Annotated in this window: 16 protein-coding genes; all 16 read left to right on the top strand. The window is 43.9% G+C overall.

The features are described 5' to 3' along the window. Positions 1–13: 13 nt before the first annotated feature. The 16 genes from rpsR to rplI all read left to right on the top strand — a co-directional run bounded on the left by rpsR (position 14) and on the right by rplI (position 18,804). Positions 14–283, top strand: a complete 270-nt coding sequence (rpsR, locus tag ABIE27_RS28515) for a 30S ribosomal protein S18 (RefSeq protein ID WP_090923587.1) — start codon at positions 14–16, stop codon at positions 281–283. Positions 284–502: 219 nt separating this feature from the next. Then, positions 503–1,123: a M15 family metallopeptidase gene (locus tag ABIE27_RS28520; protein WP_240037240.1), complete on the top strand. Its 621-nt coding sequence runs from the start codon at positions 503–505 to the stop codon at positions 1,121–1,123. A 751-nt stretch (positions 1,124–1,874) separates the two neighbouring features. Continuing rightward, positions 1,875–2,873 carry an ABC transporter ATP-binding protein gene (locus ABIE27_RS28525; RefSeq protein WP_123067006.1) on the top strand — a complete coding sequence of 333 codons (999 nt, stop codon included), beginning with the start codon at positions 1,875–1,877 and terminating at the stop codon, positions 2,871–2,873. Between the two features lie 4 nt (positions 2,874–2,877). After that, positions 2,878–3,810 carry an ABC transporter ATP-binding protein gene (locus tag ABIE27_RS28530; RefSeq protein ID WP_123067007.1) on the top strand — a complete coding sequence of 311 codons (933 nt, stop codon included), beginning with the start codon at positions 2,878–2,880 and terminating at the stop codon, positions 3,808–3,810. A gap of 7 nt (positions 3,811–3,817) precedes the next feature. After that, entirely contained in the window at positions 3,818–4,780 is a 963-nt protein-coding gene (gene opp4B / locus ABIE27_RS28535; protein WP_123067008.1) for an oligopeptide ABC transporter permease, read from the top strand. 28 nt (positions 4,781–4,808) lie between these two features. Beyond that, the gene (locus ABIE27_RS28540) at positions 4,809–5,714 is read left to right on the top strand and encodes an ABC transporter permease (protein ID WP_123067009.1); all 906 of its coding nucleotides are present in this window, start codon (positions 4,809–4,811) and stop codon (positions 5,712–5,714) included. Between the two features lie 19 nt (positions 5,715–5,733). After that, entirely contained in the window at positions 5,734–7,560 is a 1,827-nt protein-coding gene (locus ABIE27_RS28545) for an oligopeptide ABC transporter substrate-binding protein (RefSeq protein WP_123067010.1), read from the top strand. 161 nt (positions 7,561–7,721) lie between these two features. Then, positions 7,722–8,618, top strand: coding sequence for a D-alanyl-D-alanine carboxypeptidase family protein (locus ABIE27_RS28550; RefSeq protein WP_123067011.1), 897 nt, complete (start codon positions 7,722–7,724; stop codon positions 8,616–8,618). 114 nt (positions 8,619–8,732) lie between these two features. Further along, entirely contained in the window at positions 8,733–11,159 is a 2,427-nt protein-coding gene (locus tag ABIE27_RS28555; protein ID WP_123067012.1) for a S9 family peptidase, read from the top strand. A gap of 242 nt (positions 11,160–11,401) precedes the next feature. Next, complete coding sequence (locus tag ABIE27_RS28560) at positions 11,402–13,012, top strand: MFS transporter (protein ID WP_429352072.1); 1,611 nt, start codon at positions 11,402–11,404, stop codon at positions 13,010–13,012. Positions 13,013–13,274: 262 nt separating this feature from the next. Beyond that, complete coding sequence (locus tag ABIE27_RS28565; protein WP_429352073.1) at positions 13,275–14,309, top strand: LCP family protein; 1,035 nt, start codon at positions 13,275–13,277, stop codon at positions 14,307–14,309. 195 nt (positions 14,310–14,504) lie between these two features. After that, complete coding sequence (locus ABIE27_RS28570; protein ID WP_090923576.1) at positions 14,505–14,930, top strand: CBS domain-containing protein; 426 nt, start codon at positions 14,505–14,507, stop codon at positions 14,928–14,930. A 205-nt stretch (positions 14,931–15,135) separates the two neighbouring features. Beyond that, positions 15,136–15,438, top strand: a complete 303-nt coding sequence (locus tag ABIE27_RS28575; protein ID WP_090923575.1) for a MazG-like family protein — start codon at positions 15,136–15,138, stop codon at positions 15,436–15,438. Then, positions 15,435–16,355: a DUF2232 domain-containing protein gene (locus tag ABIE27_RS28580; RefSeq protein ID WP_240037242.1), complete on the top strand. Its 921-nt coding sequence runs from the start codon at positions 15,435–15,437 to the stop codon at positions 16,353–16,355. The genes ABIE27_RS28575 and ABIE27_RS28580 overlap by 4 nt, the downstream gene beginning before the upstream one ends. Positions 16,356–16,366: 11 nt before the next feature. Then, positions 16,367–18,364 (top strand): DHH family phosphoesterase, encoded by a 1,998-nt coding sequence (locus tag ABIE27_RS28585; protein ID WP_123067015.1) that lies wholly within the window; start codon positions 16,367–16,369, stop codon positions 18,362–18,364. Further along, positions 18,361–18,804, top strand: coding sequence for a 50S ribosomal protein L9 (gene rplI, locus ABIE27_RS28590; protein WP_123067016.1), 444 nt, complete (start codon positions 18,361–18,363; stop codon positions 18,802–18,804). Before ABIE27_RS28585 ends, rplI begins: the two co-directional genes overlap by 4 nt.

An 18,804-nucleotide genomic window follows, 5' to 3' on the forward strand; every position in this document is an offset into this window, starting at 1 on the left:
AGGACTGAAAAGCATGGGCTTCAAGCAAAGAGAAGGCGGAGACGATAAAAGACCGGCACGTCGTGGTGGTCGCAACAAACGTCGTAAAGTGTGCTTCTTCACAGCGAACAAAATTACTCACATCGATTATAAAGATACGGACTTGCTTCGTAAATTTATCAGCGAACGTGGAAAAATTTTGCCACGCCGTGTAACAGGTACTAGCGCTAAATATCAACGCATGCTGACGATTGCAATCAAACGCTCCCGTCAAATCGCATTGCTGCCATACACAACTGAGTAGTCTTTACTCAGTTTGCATACAAGAGCAGTCGGCTTATAGCCGGCTGCTTTTTTGTTTGTAAATGCTATGAATCCTGAGGATAAGCATACTATATGAAAATTAAAGAAAATGAAAACGTATAATCATGTAATTTTTACAGAAGAAGCATTCAAAGCTGAGATGAATTATAATAGAAGTTAGTTTACCTGAAATGAAGCCTTTGAATAGAAAAGAAGTTTGATGAGTAGAAAAAATGTAGGAGAACATATGAATTCATCATTACGTAAGGAAAGACAGCGAAGGAAGAAAAGTCTGAGAAACTGGATCATCGCAACGATTATTCTATCCATTGTATTTGTATGGTTGCAACAAAAAGGAGACTTGGGAGAGATATGGCAAGATGAAATAATCCCTGAGCCTTTACCCATTACCGGTTTGCATCCAGTTGTTGCCGAAAGTGAAGGTGTATTAGTTCGTATGGCTGCCAGGCGAGGTATAGAAGTTGTGATTACACATGGATATCGAAGTGTGGAGGAACAAGATGCTCTCTTTGCACAGGGACGTTCATCTTCTGGGAATATTGTCACCAACGCAAGAGGAGGAGAGTCATATCATAACTATGGACTTGCCATTGATTTTGCCCTAAGAACCCCTGATGGAGATATTGTCTGGGATATGAAACGAGATGATAATGGCAATGGTAAAGCAGATTGGACGGAGGTTGTTGATTTAGCTAAAGAGCTAGGTTTCACCTGGGGTGGGGACTGGACTAACTTTCCGGACTATCCTCATTTACAGATGGATTTTGATTTAACCATTCGTGATTTAAAACGTGGTAAAAGACCACCAACGGCACAGTAAAGATAATAGTATATATGCGCAATTATGTATATTTATTAGAAAAGTCCTGCTTTTTGCAGGACTTTTTTCTTTCTTTTGTAAAATAAATGTTCAAAAATAACAATTAACTCTTTACAGCAACAATTAAATAAAACTATACTATAATAACTAGATTTTTATGTTTATCTTACAAACGTTGAATAAATGTATAAATATAAGGTTCATTTTGACCTGTATATATAGAGTCTATTAAACGACAAAATCCCCCTAAATATGACATGCTATTTACATTAACTAAGCTATACACACACTATTTGTCCTTAACACTACCTATAGTGTCATATATATGTTATATATTCGTTATATATGCGCACGAAAAAAATCAGTACACTCGCCTCATATTATTGTAAATCCACCCAAATGCACTTAAATCTCACACTAAAACCCTGTTATATATACCTTTTAAACAAAACTATTACCCAAAACTGTAGTATAGAAAACATTTATTCCAAAAATCTCAAAATAATGATTGACGTTAACTAAAATTACACGTATGATTACAGTAATTATTTGTATTTATAATTCCGCTAGGAATTATAAACATTAATTGACCAATGGTTTAAATTGAAGACTATAATCTTGATTCTGTTAACGATAAGGTATTTTGTATACACTTTTGTTCAATTTGAGGAACAACATGGAAATATACAGTGGATGCATTCTTCTACTTATGAATACAGTCTGATGAAATTACAGGGTTAGGGTGATTGATTTGAATAAAGAGCTATTGGAAGTCAGAGACTTAACGACATCATTCAGAATTGAAGATAACTATTACGCAGCAGTCGATCACGTTAATCTTAAGGTTAAGAAAAATGAAGTATTGGCTATTGTTGGAGAATCAGGGTCAGGTAAGAGTGCATTTGCATTTTCTCTAATGGGATTGCATAACAAAGCCAAAATCGAAGGCCAAATTCTCTATAAAGGGCGAGATATCGCCAACATATCCCCTAATCAATTGAACAAACTGCGCGGAAAAGAAATGGCCATGATCTTTCAGGATCCATTATCCGCACTTAATCCTCTAATGATCATAGGTGAACAGATTGAAGAGATCCTTACGCTTCATCAACCGAAGCTGTCTTCCAGAGAGAAGCGGGAAAAGGTTATTCACTTATTGAACCAGGTAGGGATTCCACGTCCCGAACAAATATATAAGCAATATCCCCACGAACTATCTGGTGGCATGAGGCAACGTATTGTTATCGCGATCGCAATTGCCAACAAGCCAGAACTGCTCATTGCCGATGAACCAACAACAGCACTTGACGTTACTATTCAGTTGCAAATTCTCGAGTTGATTCGAGAGCTGAAGGATGAGATTAATGCAGGCATTATCCTTATTACGCATGATCTTGGTGTAGTGGCTGAGATGGCTGATCGGGTAGCTGTCATGTATGCAGGAGAAATTGTTGAAATAGCGGATATTGTTACTTTGATGACCAATGCAAAACATCCCTATACACGTTCATTGTTGAACTCGATCCCTACTATTACCGAAGAAAAATCCAAATTACATGTCATTCAAGGTATTGTACCTTCTCTCAAAAATCTTCCAAGGCAGGGGTGCAGATTCAAGGCGCGAATTCCATGGATTAGCGACTCGGCTCATGAAGATAACCCGCAGATGCATGAAATTGCGCCAGGACACTTCGTAAGGTGTACCTGCTATCAGCACTTTCATTTCCCTGATCAAGCGGAGGAGGAATAACATAATGGCACTACTTGAAGTAGAAGGACTCAAAATACACTTTCCGATTCGCGGAGGATTACTGAAACGGGAGATTGACAGTGTCAAAGCGGTTGACGATGTCAGCTTTTCCATTGAAGAAGGACAGACCTATGGGCTTGTTGGAGAATCAGGTTCAGGCAAGACAACAACAGGCAGAGCTGTTATTGGTCTGAATCATGTGACAGGCGGCAAAATTTTATTTAATGGCAGGGATTTGACCAAAGAACGACGCAAAGATCGCCAGCTTCAGAGGGATGTACAGATGATTTTCCAAGATCCTTACTCCTCTCTTAACCCGAAGAAGCGCGTTATGGACATCATTGCTGAGCCTCTAAGGAACTATGAACGACTGACGGCAACGGAAGAGAAGAGGCAAGTCGGCAGCTTGTTAGAGAAGGTCGGGCTAAGTCCCGAGTCTATCTACAAGTATCCGCATGAATTCTCAGGGGGACAGCGCCAACGGATTGGAATCGCCCGTGCCATTGCACTCAAGCCCAAACTGATTATCGCTGATGAACCCGTATCTGCACTGGATGTATCCGTACAAGCCCAGGTGCTCAACTTCATGCAGGAGATCCAGAAAGAACTGAATCTGACGTATTTGTTTATCAGCCACGATCTGGGCATTATTCGTCATATGTGCGACCAGATCGGAATTATGTATAAAGGTCGATATGTGGAACAAGGGACAACAGATGATATTTTTGAAAATCCCCAGCATATCTATACCAAGCGTCTTATTGCAGCGATTCCGGATATGGACCCAACCAAACGTGAGGAAATGATAGCTTTCCGACAGCAGATCAAATCCGAGTATGAAAATTCATACCGCAATTTCTTCGATGAGGAAGGGCTTGCTTATTCGCTCCAATCCATTTCCGATACTCACCGGGTAGCTTTACCTCAGAAAGGTTGAAAGCCATATGTGGAAAACTATTGTACGCCGAATATTCATTATGATTCCTCAAATAATTTTGCTTAGTATTCTGGTCTTCCTGATGGCCAAAGCCATGCCAGGCGACGCGTTGACAGGATTGCTTGATCCAAGTATTGATCCCAAAGCGCTGGAAGAACAGCGTGAACGTCTAGGGTTGAACAATCCATGGTATATACAGTATTGGGACTGGATCAGACATGCTGCTATGGGTGATTTTGGACAATCCTTCCGTTTCAAAATGCCAGTAACAGACCTTATTGGTCAACGGATTGCCAATACATTCTGGCTTGCTTTGGCAACACTGGTTCTCACATATCTTATTGCTATCCCACTCGGTATCATCAGCGGTCGTTATAACGACACCTGGTCTGACCGTTTAATTACAGGATATACGTACCTGGGTTTTGCAGCACCACTTTTCATTTTTGCTCTAGTCATGGTCTGGATTTTCGGTTTCCGTTTTGGTTGGTTTCCAACCGGGGGAAGTGTTGCACCGGGGCTTACACCAGGGACATTCGAATATGTTATAAGCAAGATTCACCATTTGCTTCTTCCAGCATTATCAATGGCTTTAATCTCCACTGTATCTACGGTACAGTATTTACGCAGCGAGATTATTGATATCAAACATAAAGAATTTGTACTTACGGCGAGAGCCAAAGGTGCTTCGGAATCCCGAATCTACAACAGACATATTTTGCGGAACTCCCTGTTGCCGATTGCTGCATTTTTCGGGTATGAGATTACGGGGCTAATTGGCGGGACCATCTTCATTGAAAGTATATTCAGCTACCCGGGTATGGGACAGTTGTTCCTGAATTCCATCTCATTACGGGATTTCAGTGTAGTCACAGCACTCGTATTATTATATGGGATTGCTACGATTCTCGGCTCACTGCTGTCTGATATTATTCTGGGATTGGTCGATCCGCGTATTCGCATTAAGTAAGAACTTGAAGATTTCGGGGTGAAAACAGATGAGCAAGACCAATGATGTTATTGTAACTTCACAGAAGGTTGATAAAAGCCCTTCCGGCTTAAGCATTGTGTGGCGAGAGTTGGTCAGGGACAAAGTAGCCCTCGTTTCGCTCATATTCCTGGGGCTTGTCATCCTGCTTGTATATGGAACTTCCATGATCCTGAATCAGGACGATATTGTTAAAGTTGATTTGTTTGCTCTGTATGAGCCGCCATCCGCACAATACTGGCTGGGAACGGACTATGGTGGCCGAGATGTATTTGGTCAGCTTGTTATAGGGACAAGAAACTCGCTAACCATCGGTATTCTGGTAACCTTAATGACTGGATTTATTGGCATTCTGGTTGGTGTGCTTTCGGGATACTTCGGCGGAATGATTGATAATATGTTCATGCGTGTAGTGGACTTTTTCATGATCTTACCATTCCTGATGATGGTTATCGCCTTTGTAACGGCTGTACCGAAATATAATATCGTTTCATTCTCTCTCATTATGACCGCCTTCCTATGGATGGGAATTGCCAGGTTGATTCGATCCAAGGCGCTACAGGAAGGTGAACTTGAATACATTAAAGCTTCCAAAACACTTGGATCTTCTCACTTTAAAATTATTGTATCGCAGCTTCTTCCCAACCTGAGCTCAATTATCATTGTTACGATGACATTGAACCTGGCTGCTAATATTGGTCTTGAATCCGGGTTGTCTTTCCTAGGGTTTGGTTTCCCGGAAAGCACACCGAGTCTTGGAACACTCGTAAGTTATGCACGTAATCCGCAAACTTTGGAATACAGATGGTGGATATGGCTACCTGCATCACTGCTGATTCTGGTATTGATGTTGAGTATAAATAATGTCGGACAGGCCTTAAAACGTGCGACGGATGCAAGACAAAGAAGAGGTTAAAAAAAGGGAGGAAAGGTTCATGAAAAAGGGATTATTTTCACGAGGACTATTTTTCACGATGATGCTGGTCTTTGTATTGGCGCTTGCGGCGTGCTCCGAGAAAGAAGCAGCAACTCCTGCACCAGGAGCCAAAACAGAAGAAGGAAAAACGGAGGAGAAACCTGCGAAAGAAGAAGGGGTTTACTCCATTGAGGATTTCAGCAATGTCAAAAAGAATGAAGGTACAGCCATCGAAGGTGGATCACTTACCTTTGGTCTCGTATCCGATACTGCTTTTGAAGGTACATTAAACTTTAACTTCTATTCCGGTAATCCAGATGCGCAAGTTTTGCAATGGTTTGACGAAGGTTTGCTGACTTGGGATAAAGACTATGTCTACACCAATGATGGTGCTGCAACATATGAAACATCGGAAGATGGCAAAACGTTTACACTCACGATTCGTGACAATGTAAACTGGCATGATGGCAAGCCAGTAACGGCTGAAGATTTGCAGTTTGCTTATGAAGTCATCGGTGGCAAAGGCTATGATGGCCCGCGGTATGATTCCAATTTCACGAGTGTTGTAGGTATGGATGAATATCATGCTGGAAAAGCAAAAACAATCTCTGGTATTAAAGTGCTGAGTGACAAAAAAATCAGCATTACGTATAAAGAAGCAACGCCATCCCTTTTGACAGGCGGCGTGTGGACATATCCATTAGCCAAACATATCTTTGGTGGTATGGATATTGCGAAAATGTCTTCTTCCAAAGAAGTACGTGAGAAGCCAATTGGTTTTGGTCCGTTTAAAGTAGAAACGATCACACCAGGTGAGTCTGTAACGTTTGTTAAAAACGATGACTACTGGCGTGGAGCTCCGAAACTGGACAAAGTAACATTGAAAGTAATCAACCCGACAACGGTTGTTCAAGAGCTGAAATCTGGCGGTGTAGATCTGGTAGACTCCTTCCCGACAGATCAGTATAAAGATAATGCTAATCTATCCAACGTTGAATTCCTGGGTGCAATCGACCGTGCGTATACGTATATCGGTTTCAAACTTGGAACGTGGGATGCTGAAAACAATAAAGTTAAATCCAATCCTGACGCAAAAATGGGTGATAAAAACCTGCGTAAAGCGATGTGGATGGCTGTAGATAATGACCAAGTAGGTAAACGTTTCTACAATGGTCTTCGCTGGAATGCAACAACGCTGATTCCGCCTTCTCACCCTGAATTCCATGATTCCAACAATCCAGGTGTGAAATATGATCCGGAAGCTGCAAAGAAATTGCTTGACGAAGCTGGCTATAAAATGGACGGAGAATTCCGTACGAAGCCAGATGGTTCACCACTTGAAATCAATTTTATTTCTATGACAGGTGGCGACACAGCTGAGCCACTCGCACGTTACTATGTTCAATCTTGGGCAGCAATCGGTCTGAAAGTAAACTTGGAAATGATCGAGTTTAACAACTTCTACGACCGTGTAGGTAACACAGGTAAAGATGATCCAAATGTCGATGTGTATCAAGCGGCTTGGGGCGTTGGTATCGACGTTGACCCATCAGGTCTGTATGGACGTGATGCACTCTATAACTTCCCTCGTTTCTCCAGTGAAGAGAACGACAAATTGCTGGCACGTGGTATCTCTGCTGAAGCATTTGACGTAGAGAAACGTAAAGAGATCTACAATGAGTGGCAACAATACATGGTAGATGAAGTTCCAGTATTCCCAACGTTGTATCGTGCTGTGGTATCCCCAGTTAACAAACGTGTAATGAACTATGCGATTGGTGATGGAACTGGCGTATACTTGAGCGATCTGGCAGTAAATGCAGATAAACCGGTTGTTGCTCAGTAATTATGAATAAACTAAACATGGATTCCGACACTCTGGCATGGGGTGGAAGGAATCCATGTTTTTTTTGTAACCAAAAAATAAAAAAAATTTAATTTTTTCTCAAAAAAGTGCAGACAAAATTCCTCTTTGCTACGTCTATATAAGTAAGAGGTGATGAATCGATGAAAATATGGTGGAAACGTGCAGGGATGCTGTTCACTTTACTAGTTATTATATATTTGGGAGTAAAACCGGACATGCTGGTTGGTAAACCAGGCATTAAAGCAGAATCAGCTGTTTTGATGGATATGAATTCGGAAAAGGTGCTGATGGATTACAATGGCTCTGAAGAGATTGCTCCCGCAGGTGTCAGCAAGTTAATGACGGAGTTACTTGTGATGGAGGCTGCAATGAGAGGAGATATTCGTTGGGATGATCCTGTTAATGTCAGCCGTTATGCCAGTTCTGTTGGTGGCAATCAGCTTGCACTCAAGCAGGGGGATCGATTCACTGTTCAGGAACTATTCCAAGTGGTGGCGGTATACTCTGCCAATGATGCTACCATTGCTTTAGCTGAGCATATCAGCGGTTCAGAGCATCAATTTGTACAACGGATGAATCAGAAGGCTGCTGAGATTGGTTTGTCAGGAGATACTCACTTCACGAACTCCACAGGTCTAGGCGAGACTATGCTTGGTCCTTACCGTCCACAGAATATCGAGGGTCAAACGTTAATGACTGCGATGGATGCCTGCAAGCTTGCTCGATATTTGCTTGACCATCATCCCGAGATTCTTAAAGTATCCAATCAGATGCAAGTCTCCTTGCACCAAAAGGGGATCTATATGAGCAATACAAACTGGATGTTATCTTCAATCGGCGGTCCATATGCTTATGAAGGAAATGATGGGTTAAAGACTGGATATGATGAGGATACGGGTTATCATTTCGTCGGAACAGCAGAACGGGATGGCAAGCGTCTAATTTCGGTTGTATTTGGATCAGATACGAGGGAAGGGCGGTTTATTGAAACCCGTAAGCTGTTGAATTATGGATTTTCGAACACAAAAGTAAATTAAACGTACCACCCGTGTCAAGGAGAGTTGCCGCTGTTACTATATGGATAATCATAGTAAAATAGGATATGTATAGATCCATATTATCCTGTAATTCACTTATAAGGAGGAAAACATTTGAACCCGATTAGCAAAAAAGTGTATGCACTCACGCTGTCTATGGCCATGTCGATTGCCTTGATTCAGCCTGCCGTACAGGCAGCCGAAGCAGTCAAACCTACGGCGGCTGTCTCGGAATCTATCGTTTCCAAGGCGACACAGACACTGCAACAACTGGGATACATAGATGGCACCACAGATGGAATGAAAGAAACAGCAACACCTATAACACGTGCTGAAGCTGCGATTATTCTACAGCGTGTGCTTGAACTGGATGCTCCGGCAACCCTTACAGGCTTTGCAGATGTTCTGTCAGATCATGTAGCAGCGCCGGCCATTTATGCGCTGAAACAAGGTGATCTCATTCAAGGTAATACCAGAGGGTATGCGCCAGATGCCCCGCTCACACGCGCTCAGATGGCCTCTCTGTTCACACGAGCATTCGAATTGAAGGATAACGGAATCCAGGTGGTTTACAGTGATGCTGACCAAATCCCGGCTGTACATGTGAATGACGCTGTCCGAGTTAAACAACATTTCATTATTGAAGGTAGTGCATTTCATGCAAAACAAGCAGTAACGCATGGGGAATTTGCGAGAGCATTGTACCTTGCCTTAGGGCTTGATGTGAAAAAAGCAGGGGTCACACCGCTCGAAGACTTCTTCAAACAGCCTGCTCAGGCAGCTTTCCAAATGTCCCCGGATGGCAAACATCTGGCTTACATGGAACCGTGGAACAATCGAATGAACATCGTGGTTACGGCAAATGGTCAAGATAAACCTGTACGTATTACAAGTGAAACAGATCGCAGTATTGCTAGTTTTGCCTGGGCAACGAATGACAAACTGCTGTATGCAAAAGATGCAGCCGGAGACGAGAACTATCACTTATATGTTACTGATATTGATGGCAAAAATAGCAAAGATCTGACACCTTATCCAAACACAAGAGCTATGCTTGTCGATCCTTTGGAGAATATTCCAGATGAAATTTTGGTGAGCATGAACAAGCGTGACCCGAGAATTTTTGATGTATACCGTATCAATATCAAGACCGGAGAGGCAGTTATTGCTGCGGAAAACCCAGGTAACATTACTGGCTGGATGACAGACCATGAGGGAAAAATTCGTGTGGCCATATCCAGTGATGGCAATGTGTCTTCCTTATTGTACCGTGATGCAGAAAATCAGCCGTTCCAGCCGTTGCTCACCACAGATCTGGGAGATACGTTCGTTCCTGTCATGTTCACAAGCGACAACAAGAACATGTATGCGGTATCCAATCTGGAGCAAGACAAAATGGCTATTGTGGAATATAGCCCAGCAACGAAGAAGGTAACCAAAACTCTTTTTGAAAACAAAGATGTCGATGTCAGCAATGTTATTCCTTCCAAAGAAAAAGGAAAGATCCTTGCAGCAGTCTATGAGACAGACAAGGTAAACTATGAGTATTTTGACAATGGCTTCAAGACACTCATGCAGGATATCAAAGCCAAGGTACCTGGCAAAGAGGTTAGTATTATAAGTACAAGTGACGATGGGCAGGTACTCTTTATATCTTACAGTGACAAATCGATGGGCACGTATTATTTCTATGATTCCAAAACAGGTAAGCTGGATAAACTGGCGGATACGGCTCCATGGATTGATGAGACCAAAATGGCAGATATGAAACCAATTACGTTCAAGTCTCGGGATGGTCTGGACATTCATGGATATCTAACGCTGCCAAAGGGCGAGACATCATCTAATCTTCCGTTGGTTGTTCTTCCGCATGGTGGACCTTGGGCTCGTGATTCATGGGGATATAGTCCGGATGTTCAGTTCTTGGCAAGCCGCGGATATGCAGTCCTCCAAGTGAACTTCCGTGGATCAACAGGTTATGGTAAGAAGTTTCTAGAGGCAGGCAACAAGCAGTGGGGTAAAGCCATGCAGGATGATCTCACCGATGGTGTGAACTGGCTGGTAAAAGAAGGTACAGTTGATCCGAAGCGAGTTGCTATCTATGGTGGATCTTATGGGGGTTATGCGGCGCTCGCTGGCCTGGCCTTCACACCGGACGTATATGCTGCTGGGGTTAGCTATGTAGGTCCATCCAACATCTTTACGTTGCTTAACTCGTTACCTCCATATTGGGAATCAGGGCGCAACCTGTTTTATGAGCGCGTTGGTGATCCTGTGAAGGACAAAGAGTTGCTTACCGCGATCTCACCGCTCTTCCATGTCGATCAGATGAAAGCACCGCTACTTGTTGTTCAGGGGGCCAATGATCCGCGTGTCAAACAGGCAGAGTCTGATCAAATCGTAGAAGCACTGCGCAAACGTGGAGTCGATGTGCCTTATATGTTGAAAATGAATGAAGGGCACGGCTTCGCCAATGTGGAGAATCAACTGGATCTCTACCGCGCTATGGAGAAGTTCCTGAACCGTCATTTGATGCAGTAACAAAAGCTAAGGTTGTTCTCTGATTCCCCATGAGGGATTAGGGAACAACCTCTTTTTTGAATCGTGAGATAGAGAAATACATCATGGAAATGGAAATGCAGATGTTCGCATGGTTTGGCCCAATCAATATTCATCAATTGACATATAGGCTCGCTTTATTTTAAAATGACCAGTGAGTCATTCTTATTCATTCACGTTTATATAGATCGTATGAAGAGCTGTACGAGAATGTACAAGATCAGATGAAGGAGGAATCCAGGATGCAAAAAGAAATGAAATGGCCATTGATTCTCTTTGCCGTGGGTGTATTTATGGCCGCACTGGATAACGGAATAATTACATCGTCGCTGACCACATTAAATGCCTCGTTTGGTGTTTCGCCAACATGGGGTGCTTGGACGATTACTTTATACACGCTTGGGCTTGCGATCAGTGTACCGATTGCGGGCAAGCTGTCAGATCGATTTGGACGCAAAAAACTGTTTCTCATTGAGGTTGCTTTATTCGGAATCGGATCGTTTCTGGTTGCATTAAGTACTTCGTTTACCTTTTTCCTGATTGCCCGGGTGATTCAGGCGCTTGGTGGAGGCGGGATATTTATCATTGCGAGCTCTTATGTGCTTAGCAAATTTCCTGCTCAGCGGCAGGGTACAGCTCTGGGGCTTCTGGGAGGTATGAACGGCATTGCAGCTATTCTTGGTCCTAACATCGGCGCATTCATCCTTGATATTACGGGGAACTGGCATTGGTTATTTCTCATCAACGTACCGATTGCAATCCTGCTGTTCATTGCCGGAATTCGTTATATCCAGGAAGAACAGGAGTTAAGCCGAGCGGCTGTCGATTGGAGCGGCATAGCGGTCTTAACATTAGGCGTACTGAGTCTGATGTACAGCTTCAGCAATCTCGACGGTGTGAACATGCTTCAAAGCTTGGCCTCACCGATGTTTTATAGCTTCTTTTTAGTGGGTGTAGCTGTGCTGGTGATCTTTTATTTTATGGAAAAAAGGTTGGAAGGATCAGACCGTGAACCGGTCGTTTCCACAAAACTGCTTGGCATCGCGTCCTTCCGCTGGACGCTGCTCATTGCCTTTTTCTCAGGAGCCATTCTGGCCTCCGTTATCTTCATTCCTGGCTTTGTAGAGCAATATCTAGGCGTATCAAGCACGGCTTCGGGTTACTGGTTTACACCGCTCGCTCTGGCTTCTGGGATTGGAGCAGGAGGAGGAGGGTACCTCGTTGACCGCAAAGGACCAATCTGGACATTGTCGGTAGCTGGCTTGCTCTCTGCGATTGGTTTCCTATTATTCCCGCTGTGGGTAGAGCATATCTGGCAGTTTGTTATCGCGAGTACCCTTGTCGGCATTGGTTTTGGTATGATGCTGGGTGCGCCAGTTAACGTTCTGGTGACCGAACAGGCAGGTGAGAACAATAAAGGTATTGCGGTAGCAACCAGCTCTTTGTTCCGCCAAATGGCGATGGCTATTGCACCGACGATCTTCGCCGGATTCCTGGCACGTTCTTTTTCTAACCTGGGTTCGAACATCCAGTCAGGTCTGGCAGATCGAGGAATTGAAGTACCACCAGCTGCGCTGGAGCAATATGCTTCTGGTGGAGCATCAGGTAATGACGTCTCCAGTCTCATGGCGGGGTTATCCAAAATTCCGGATGCTAATATACGGGAAACGTTGCTTCAGGCTGTACATCAAACGACAGGCCAAGGGTACAACGGACTTTTCTGGTCAGCAGTTATTTTTAGCGTGTTAACCTTGATCGTGGCTCTTATAACGGGACGTCTTCGTCAAAAAGAGAAACAGAAGCAGAAACCAGATGGATCGCTGGGATCCATATAATATTTAGAAAGTAAAATGAGGAGAACGGGAGAACAGTGAACCTTTTGTAACCGAAAAAGGGGTCGCTGTTCTTTTCAATTTAACCCGATTGTAACTTTTCATGATGCAGGAATGATTACAATAGAACGAGCATGAACGAGCATCAGCGGTACTCCGGCTCAAAGAGAAATAAAAGTTTGGAGAACTGCGTGTCATCAGACGTTGCTGACGTTTAATGGGTAGTAATGAATTTCAATTTTGAGAGTGAAGAAGGAATCGACAGATGAAAAGCAGAACTAAAGAAAAGAAGAAAAAAAGTCGCAAAGGCCTCTATATAACACTTATATCCCTCGTCGTTCTGCTCATTGGCGGTTATATTTTCCGTCAGCAGTTGGCTGTGGCCGCTTTTGACCTGTTTCTGGCAGATACGGTAGAAGCGCAGCTAACGCATTCTTACGTGCCGCAGGAAGGCAATAAAACGCCAGATCCGACGGTATATCGAAAAGAACCATTCTCTGTGTTGCTCTTGGGCTCCGATAAACGAGATTACGAGAAGTCACGTGGACGTTCGGATGCAGTCATCTATGCTGTTGTTCGTCCGAAGGAATCTCGAGTGTTGCTGGTATCTATTCCGCGTGACACATATGTGCAGATCGTGGGAAAAGATGCGGACAAAGACGGAACGGATGATTATGACAAAATTGCGCATGCTTACGCTTTCGGCGGGGAGAATATGTCCATCAATACGGTGGAAAAGTTTCTCGATGCTGACGTAGGTTATTACGCAACGATTAACTTTCAGGGGATCAAAAAGGTGGTTGATGCCCTCGGGGGTATATCACTGCCAATTGATAAGGACATTGTGAACAAAGATCCAAATCATGAGCAGTTCACGATTAAGGGCGGTAAACCGATTTACGACGGGCAGGAAGCACTCTATTACGTGAGATATCGGGAAGACAGTGACTTTAACCGCACGAATCGGCAACAAATCTTCCTGAATGCATTTGCAAACAAGATGTTGAATCTGAATCAAATCGCGAAAATCCCTGAGCTATTTCAGATCATGGGCGATAATTTTCAGACCGACATGCAGCCAAACTTTATTATTGATTTGGCGAAACAGGTGCTGACACAGGAGAAACCACAGGTTTCCAGCTTTACGATTTTGAGCGAAGGTATGCGCAAAAACGGCATTTATTATGGCCGTGCCGATGAAAAAGATGTTCAATATGCCAAAGAGCTGATTAAAAACTGGATGGATCAATCGACCCCAGCCGGTGAAGTCATGATCCCTGACCGGCAGAAGATTGAATAGTTAACTCCATACAGATGGTTTGTCTTACACAACAATCAGCAGTACGTTAATGAGCGGGCTGCTGTTTTTTCATTGTGTGAGGCTTTTCATCGTGTAAGATTTTCAACCTTTTGGAACATCCTTCGTTCTATAACGTATAATATAAGTTGAGCGATCTAGTTGAACGAGAAATACACAAGGAGGATACATGAGGGTATGAACATCGCATTTTTTTTGCTACCCAAACAAGAGGTTACATGTGTGACGTCGGACTCTACACTGCGGCAAACGCTGGAACGGATGGAATATCATCGGTTTACAGCAGTGCCTATTTTGAATAAGGAAGGTAAATATATTGGTACGGTTACGGAAGGCGATTTGTTGTGGTATATGAAAAATGCGGAGGGGAAGATATCATTTGAAAACGCTTCAAAATTTCTTCTTAAGGACGTTCCGCTAAGACTCGATATCAAGCCGGTATCCATCGATGCCAATATGGAGGATTTAATTAACCTAGCCAAGGTGCAGAATTTTGTCCCAGTCGTAGATGATATGGAACGCTTTATCGGGATTGTAAGACGCAGTCAGATCATTGAATACTGCGAAGGAATTGTTGCCAAGGAGTCCATGAAGGCTAAATAGTTGAATTCTTTTTGGAATAATGATGCTGACAGGCATAATCACAGTGATTATTACGAATATATATGAATAAGACATACGGGGCTCGGGATCACACCTGACATGGGGTTTCGGAGACTTTCTTCGTTTTTGGGGTTAATTTTGCAGGCCCCTTTTTTATGCTATAATCGAGAATAAAGCTTTTTCGGGGGAGAGTGACTTTCGCCAAATGCCTAAAGAACTGGATGTAGCCAAGCGGGCTAAAGTGATTGAATGGCTGAAAACCGAAGTACTTGATCAGGTATCCCGATTATTTAAAGCATTGTGGGAAGGCAGCACGATTCGAATCGGAGATAGTCTTGCCAGTTTAATGATGAGCAGTTACATATTGGGCCGTCGGCTCGGTATTCCGTTTAAGGATCTCGATGCTCTGCTTGTGGAGAAGTTGAAAAAGCATAAACAGGAAGGTCACCAGCTGGAAGACTGGTACCAGGATATTTCCGCACTAGAAGATCATATGCGTAAGAGGTGAATTTGTTGAAATTTAGCTTTAAATCAGCTGTCTGGAGTGCAGTGCTTTTACTTTTACTGCTTTCGCTACTAACTCCTTTATCGGTGCTCTCTATATTTTTTATGATGATTCCGGGAGTTATTTTGTATGCCTCATTATCTGTAAAATCCTTTATTTTGCATCTCGCACCGGTTGCTATTATTTTGGCGATGGTCCATCCGATTTATCTGTTATTCATGGTGATCTTAATTTTGCCAGCAATCGCTATGGGGCACGCGTATAAAAAACAAAAATCGGCGTTGTTTGCTTTAATGACAGGTGCCGGAACGATGCTGGCAGAATATCTGTTGTTACTTTTGGTGGGCAGTCTCATTTTCCAATTTGATCTGTCCAGTTATATCAGAGATGTGGTACAGCTAACGATCGAACCACTCACGAATTCTTCGAATCAGATGATCAATGGCTTCGTTTGGACGCCTGAAATGACCGAAGATATCGCTAAACAAACACAGTTAATGATTCCTTTTGCACTGGTCGTTACGTCGATGGTCATGGCATTCATCACACATATCATTGCTCGTCCAATTCTGAGTGTTATGGGCTTGAACGTATCCAAACTTCCACCTGCACGAGAATGGCGTATGCCACGTGCATTGATCTGGTATTATTTCCTCGCATTGATTATTGAGGTAGTATCCAGACAAAATGACGGATCATATTGGAAGATGATTGCGATGAACTTGTCACCATTAATTAATCTTGGTTTCATGATTCAAGCCATCGGTTTCTTCTTTTTCCTCTCGCATACAAAAAGATGGAACCCGATTATTCCATTTTTATTGGGAGCGGCAGTGTTCTTCATTGGTCCGCTTCGGATTGTCGGAATTATTGATCTGGCGTTCCCGATCCGTGAGGCAATATCGAAATCAAAACGATAGGGTGATGAGTCATGCCTAAATTTCTAAAGAAACGCTGGCACGGCTATTATACCGTATGGGCGTTCATACTGCTGTTGCTGCTAGTGATGTTGGTTACTATCTATAACTGGACGCTTGGTTTGATTAGTCTGATACTGGCTTCGGCGCTGGGAATCGTCATGATCAAGGCAGAACTGGCATTCCGCCGGGAGCTTAATGACTATATTAATGGCCTTACCATTCGTATTAAACGTATGGAGGGTGAGGCGGTCAGCATGCTTCCCTTCGGAATTGTGCTGTACAGCGAGGATCGTACGATAGAGTGGCATAACCGCTTCGTTGCAGAGATGTTCCATGAGAAGACGGTCGTTGGCAGTTCACTGCTTAACCTGTTCCCACATCTCCCCCAACCGAAGGAGAAGAAGGATAAGGATGGATCGAAAGAACCTTCACCCAAGGAATTCCATGATGAATTCCAGTTGGATGATCGGTATTACGGTGTAATTCACAATCCGCAGGAGCGGTACGTATATGTCTACGAGATCACCGAGTTAGCTGTACTGCGGGATAAATATGAGAATGAACGCATTGCCCTGGGCATTCTTGTTCTGGACAATCTGGATGAGGCTGCTCAAGGCATGGATGACCAGCAACGTACAGCGCTCATCGCGCGAGTCGCCAGTGAGATTACAGCCTGGGCGAAGCAATATGGCGTGTATCTCCGTCGCCTTTCTTCAGATCGTTACTTGATGATGCTAAATCATAAGTCTCTGCAGGAGCTTGAACAGAGCCGGTTTGTTATTCTGGATGAAGTTCGGGAGATGACAGCCGATCTGAAAGTACCGATGACGCTTAGCGTCGGACTTGCATCGGGTTCAGACAGCATCAGCGAGATGGGTGAACTGGCACAATCAAGTCTGGATATGGCGCTTGGACGAGGCGGGGATCAAGCGGCTGTGAAGTCGGGCCAACGTTTATCGTTTTACGGTGGAAAGTCCAATGCGGTGGAGAAACGCACACGCGTCAGAGCACGGGTTATTGCTCATGCACTGCGAGATTTGATGCAGGAAAGTGACCGGGTGATTGTCATGGGTCACAAAATGCCGGATATGGATGCCATCGGTGCATCGATTGGGGTGTGGAAGGCGGCGAGTCTGTACAACGTTGAGGCTCGTATTGTGCTGGACGGGGTGAATCCTTCTATTGAACGGCTGATGGAGCAGGTGAACAAGGACGAGAAATTGTCCAAAGCTTTGATCTCGCCCGAGCAAGCCACACAGTTGATGACAGAGCATACACTGCTAGTCGTTGTGGATACCCATAAGGCTTCGATGACGATGGAACCTAGACTGGTGCAATCTGCAACCCGTGTAGTGGTAGTGGATCATCATCGCCGGGGTGAGGAATTTATTAATGATGCGGTACTAATCTATCTGGAACCTTATGCTTCATCTGCCGCTGAGCTTGTCACGGAGCTTCTGCAATATATTCATGAAAAGGTACAATTTACTCCACTTGAAGCAACGGCGCTTCTCGCGGGCATCACGCTGGATACGAAGCATTTTGCGCTGCATACGGGTTCGAGAACATTTGAAGCTGCAGGCTTCCTTCGTCGCAGTGGCGCAGATACCATTATGGTCCAGAAGCTGATGAAAGAGGATTTGTCAGAATATATTGCTAAGGCAGAAATCATAAAGCATGCTAAAATGGTATACGGGAACATTGCGCTGGCAGTTACGGGTCCGGGCAATAAGATTTCACAAATGATGATCGCCCAGGTGGCGGACACATTGTTGAACATGACCGATGTGGTCGCCTCATTTGTGATCAGTGAGCGTCCGGATGGACTGATTGGCATCAGTGCGAGATCACTGGGGCGCATGAATGTGCAGGTTGTTATGGAACGATTAGGTGGCGGTGGCCACTTAACGAATGCTGCGGTGCAGCTTGAAGGAACGCTGGGAGCAGCGGAGAAACGGCTGATGAACGTCCTGGCTGAAATCGAAAAGGAAGAGGGGTTATTCGAATGAAAGTCATTTTTATAAAAGATATGAAGGGTCAAGGCAAGAAAGGGCAAGTGAAGGAAGTATCGGAAGGGTACGCACAGAACTTCCTGTTGCCACGGGGAATTGTACGACTGGCAACAGAAGGCAACATGAAAACACTGGATAATCAGAAGGCGGCTGAAGAAAGACTCAAGCAGGAAGAGAAAGCCGAAGCTGAAGTACTTGCGAAAAAGCTGGAAGCAGAAGTGACGGAACTCAAGGCAAAAGCAGGTGAAGGCGGCCGTCTATTTGGTGCCATTACAAGTAAACAAATCGCGGAAGCTTTGGCCAAAAAAGGTCTGAAAATAGACAAGCGTAAAATCGAGCTGAATGATCCGATTCGTACGCTTGGTGTAACACAAGTGATCGTCAAGGTTCACCCTGAAGTGAAGGCAACCTTGAAGGTACAGGTAACGGAGGAGTAA

The organism is Paenibacillus sp. 4624, from assembly GCF_050435065.1.
In the GTDB taxonomy this organism is placed as follows: domain Bacteria; phylum Bacillota; class Bacilli; order Paenibacillales; family Paenibacillaceae; genus Paenibacillus; species Paenibacillus amylolyticus_D.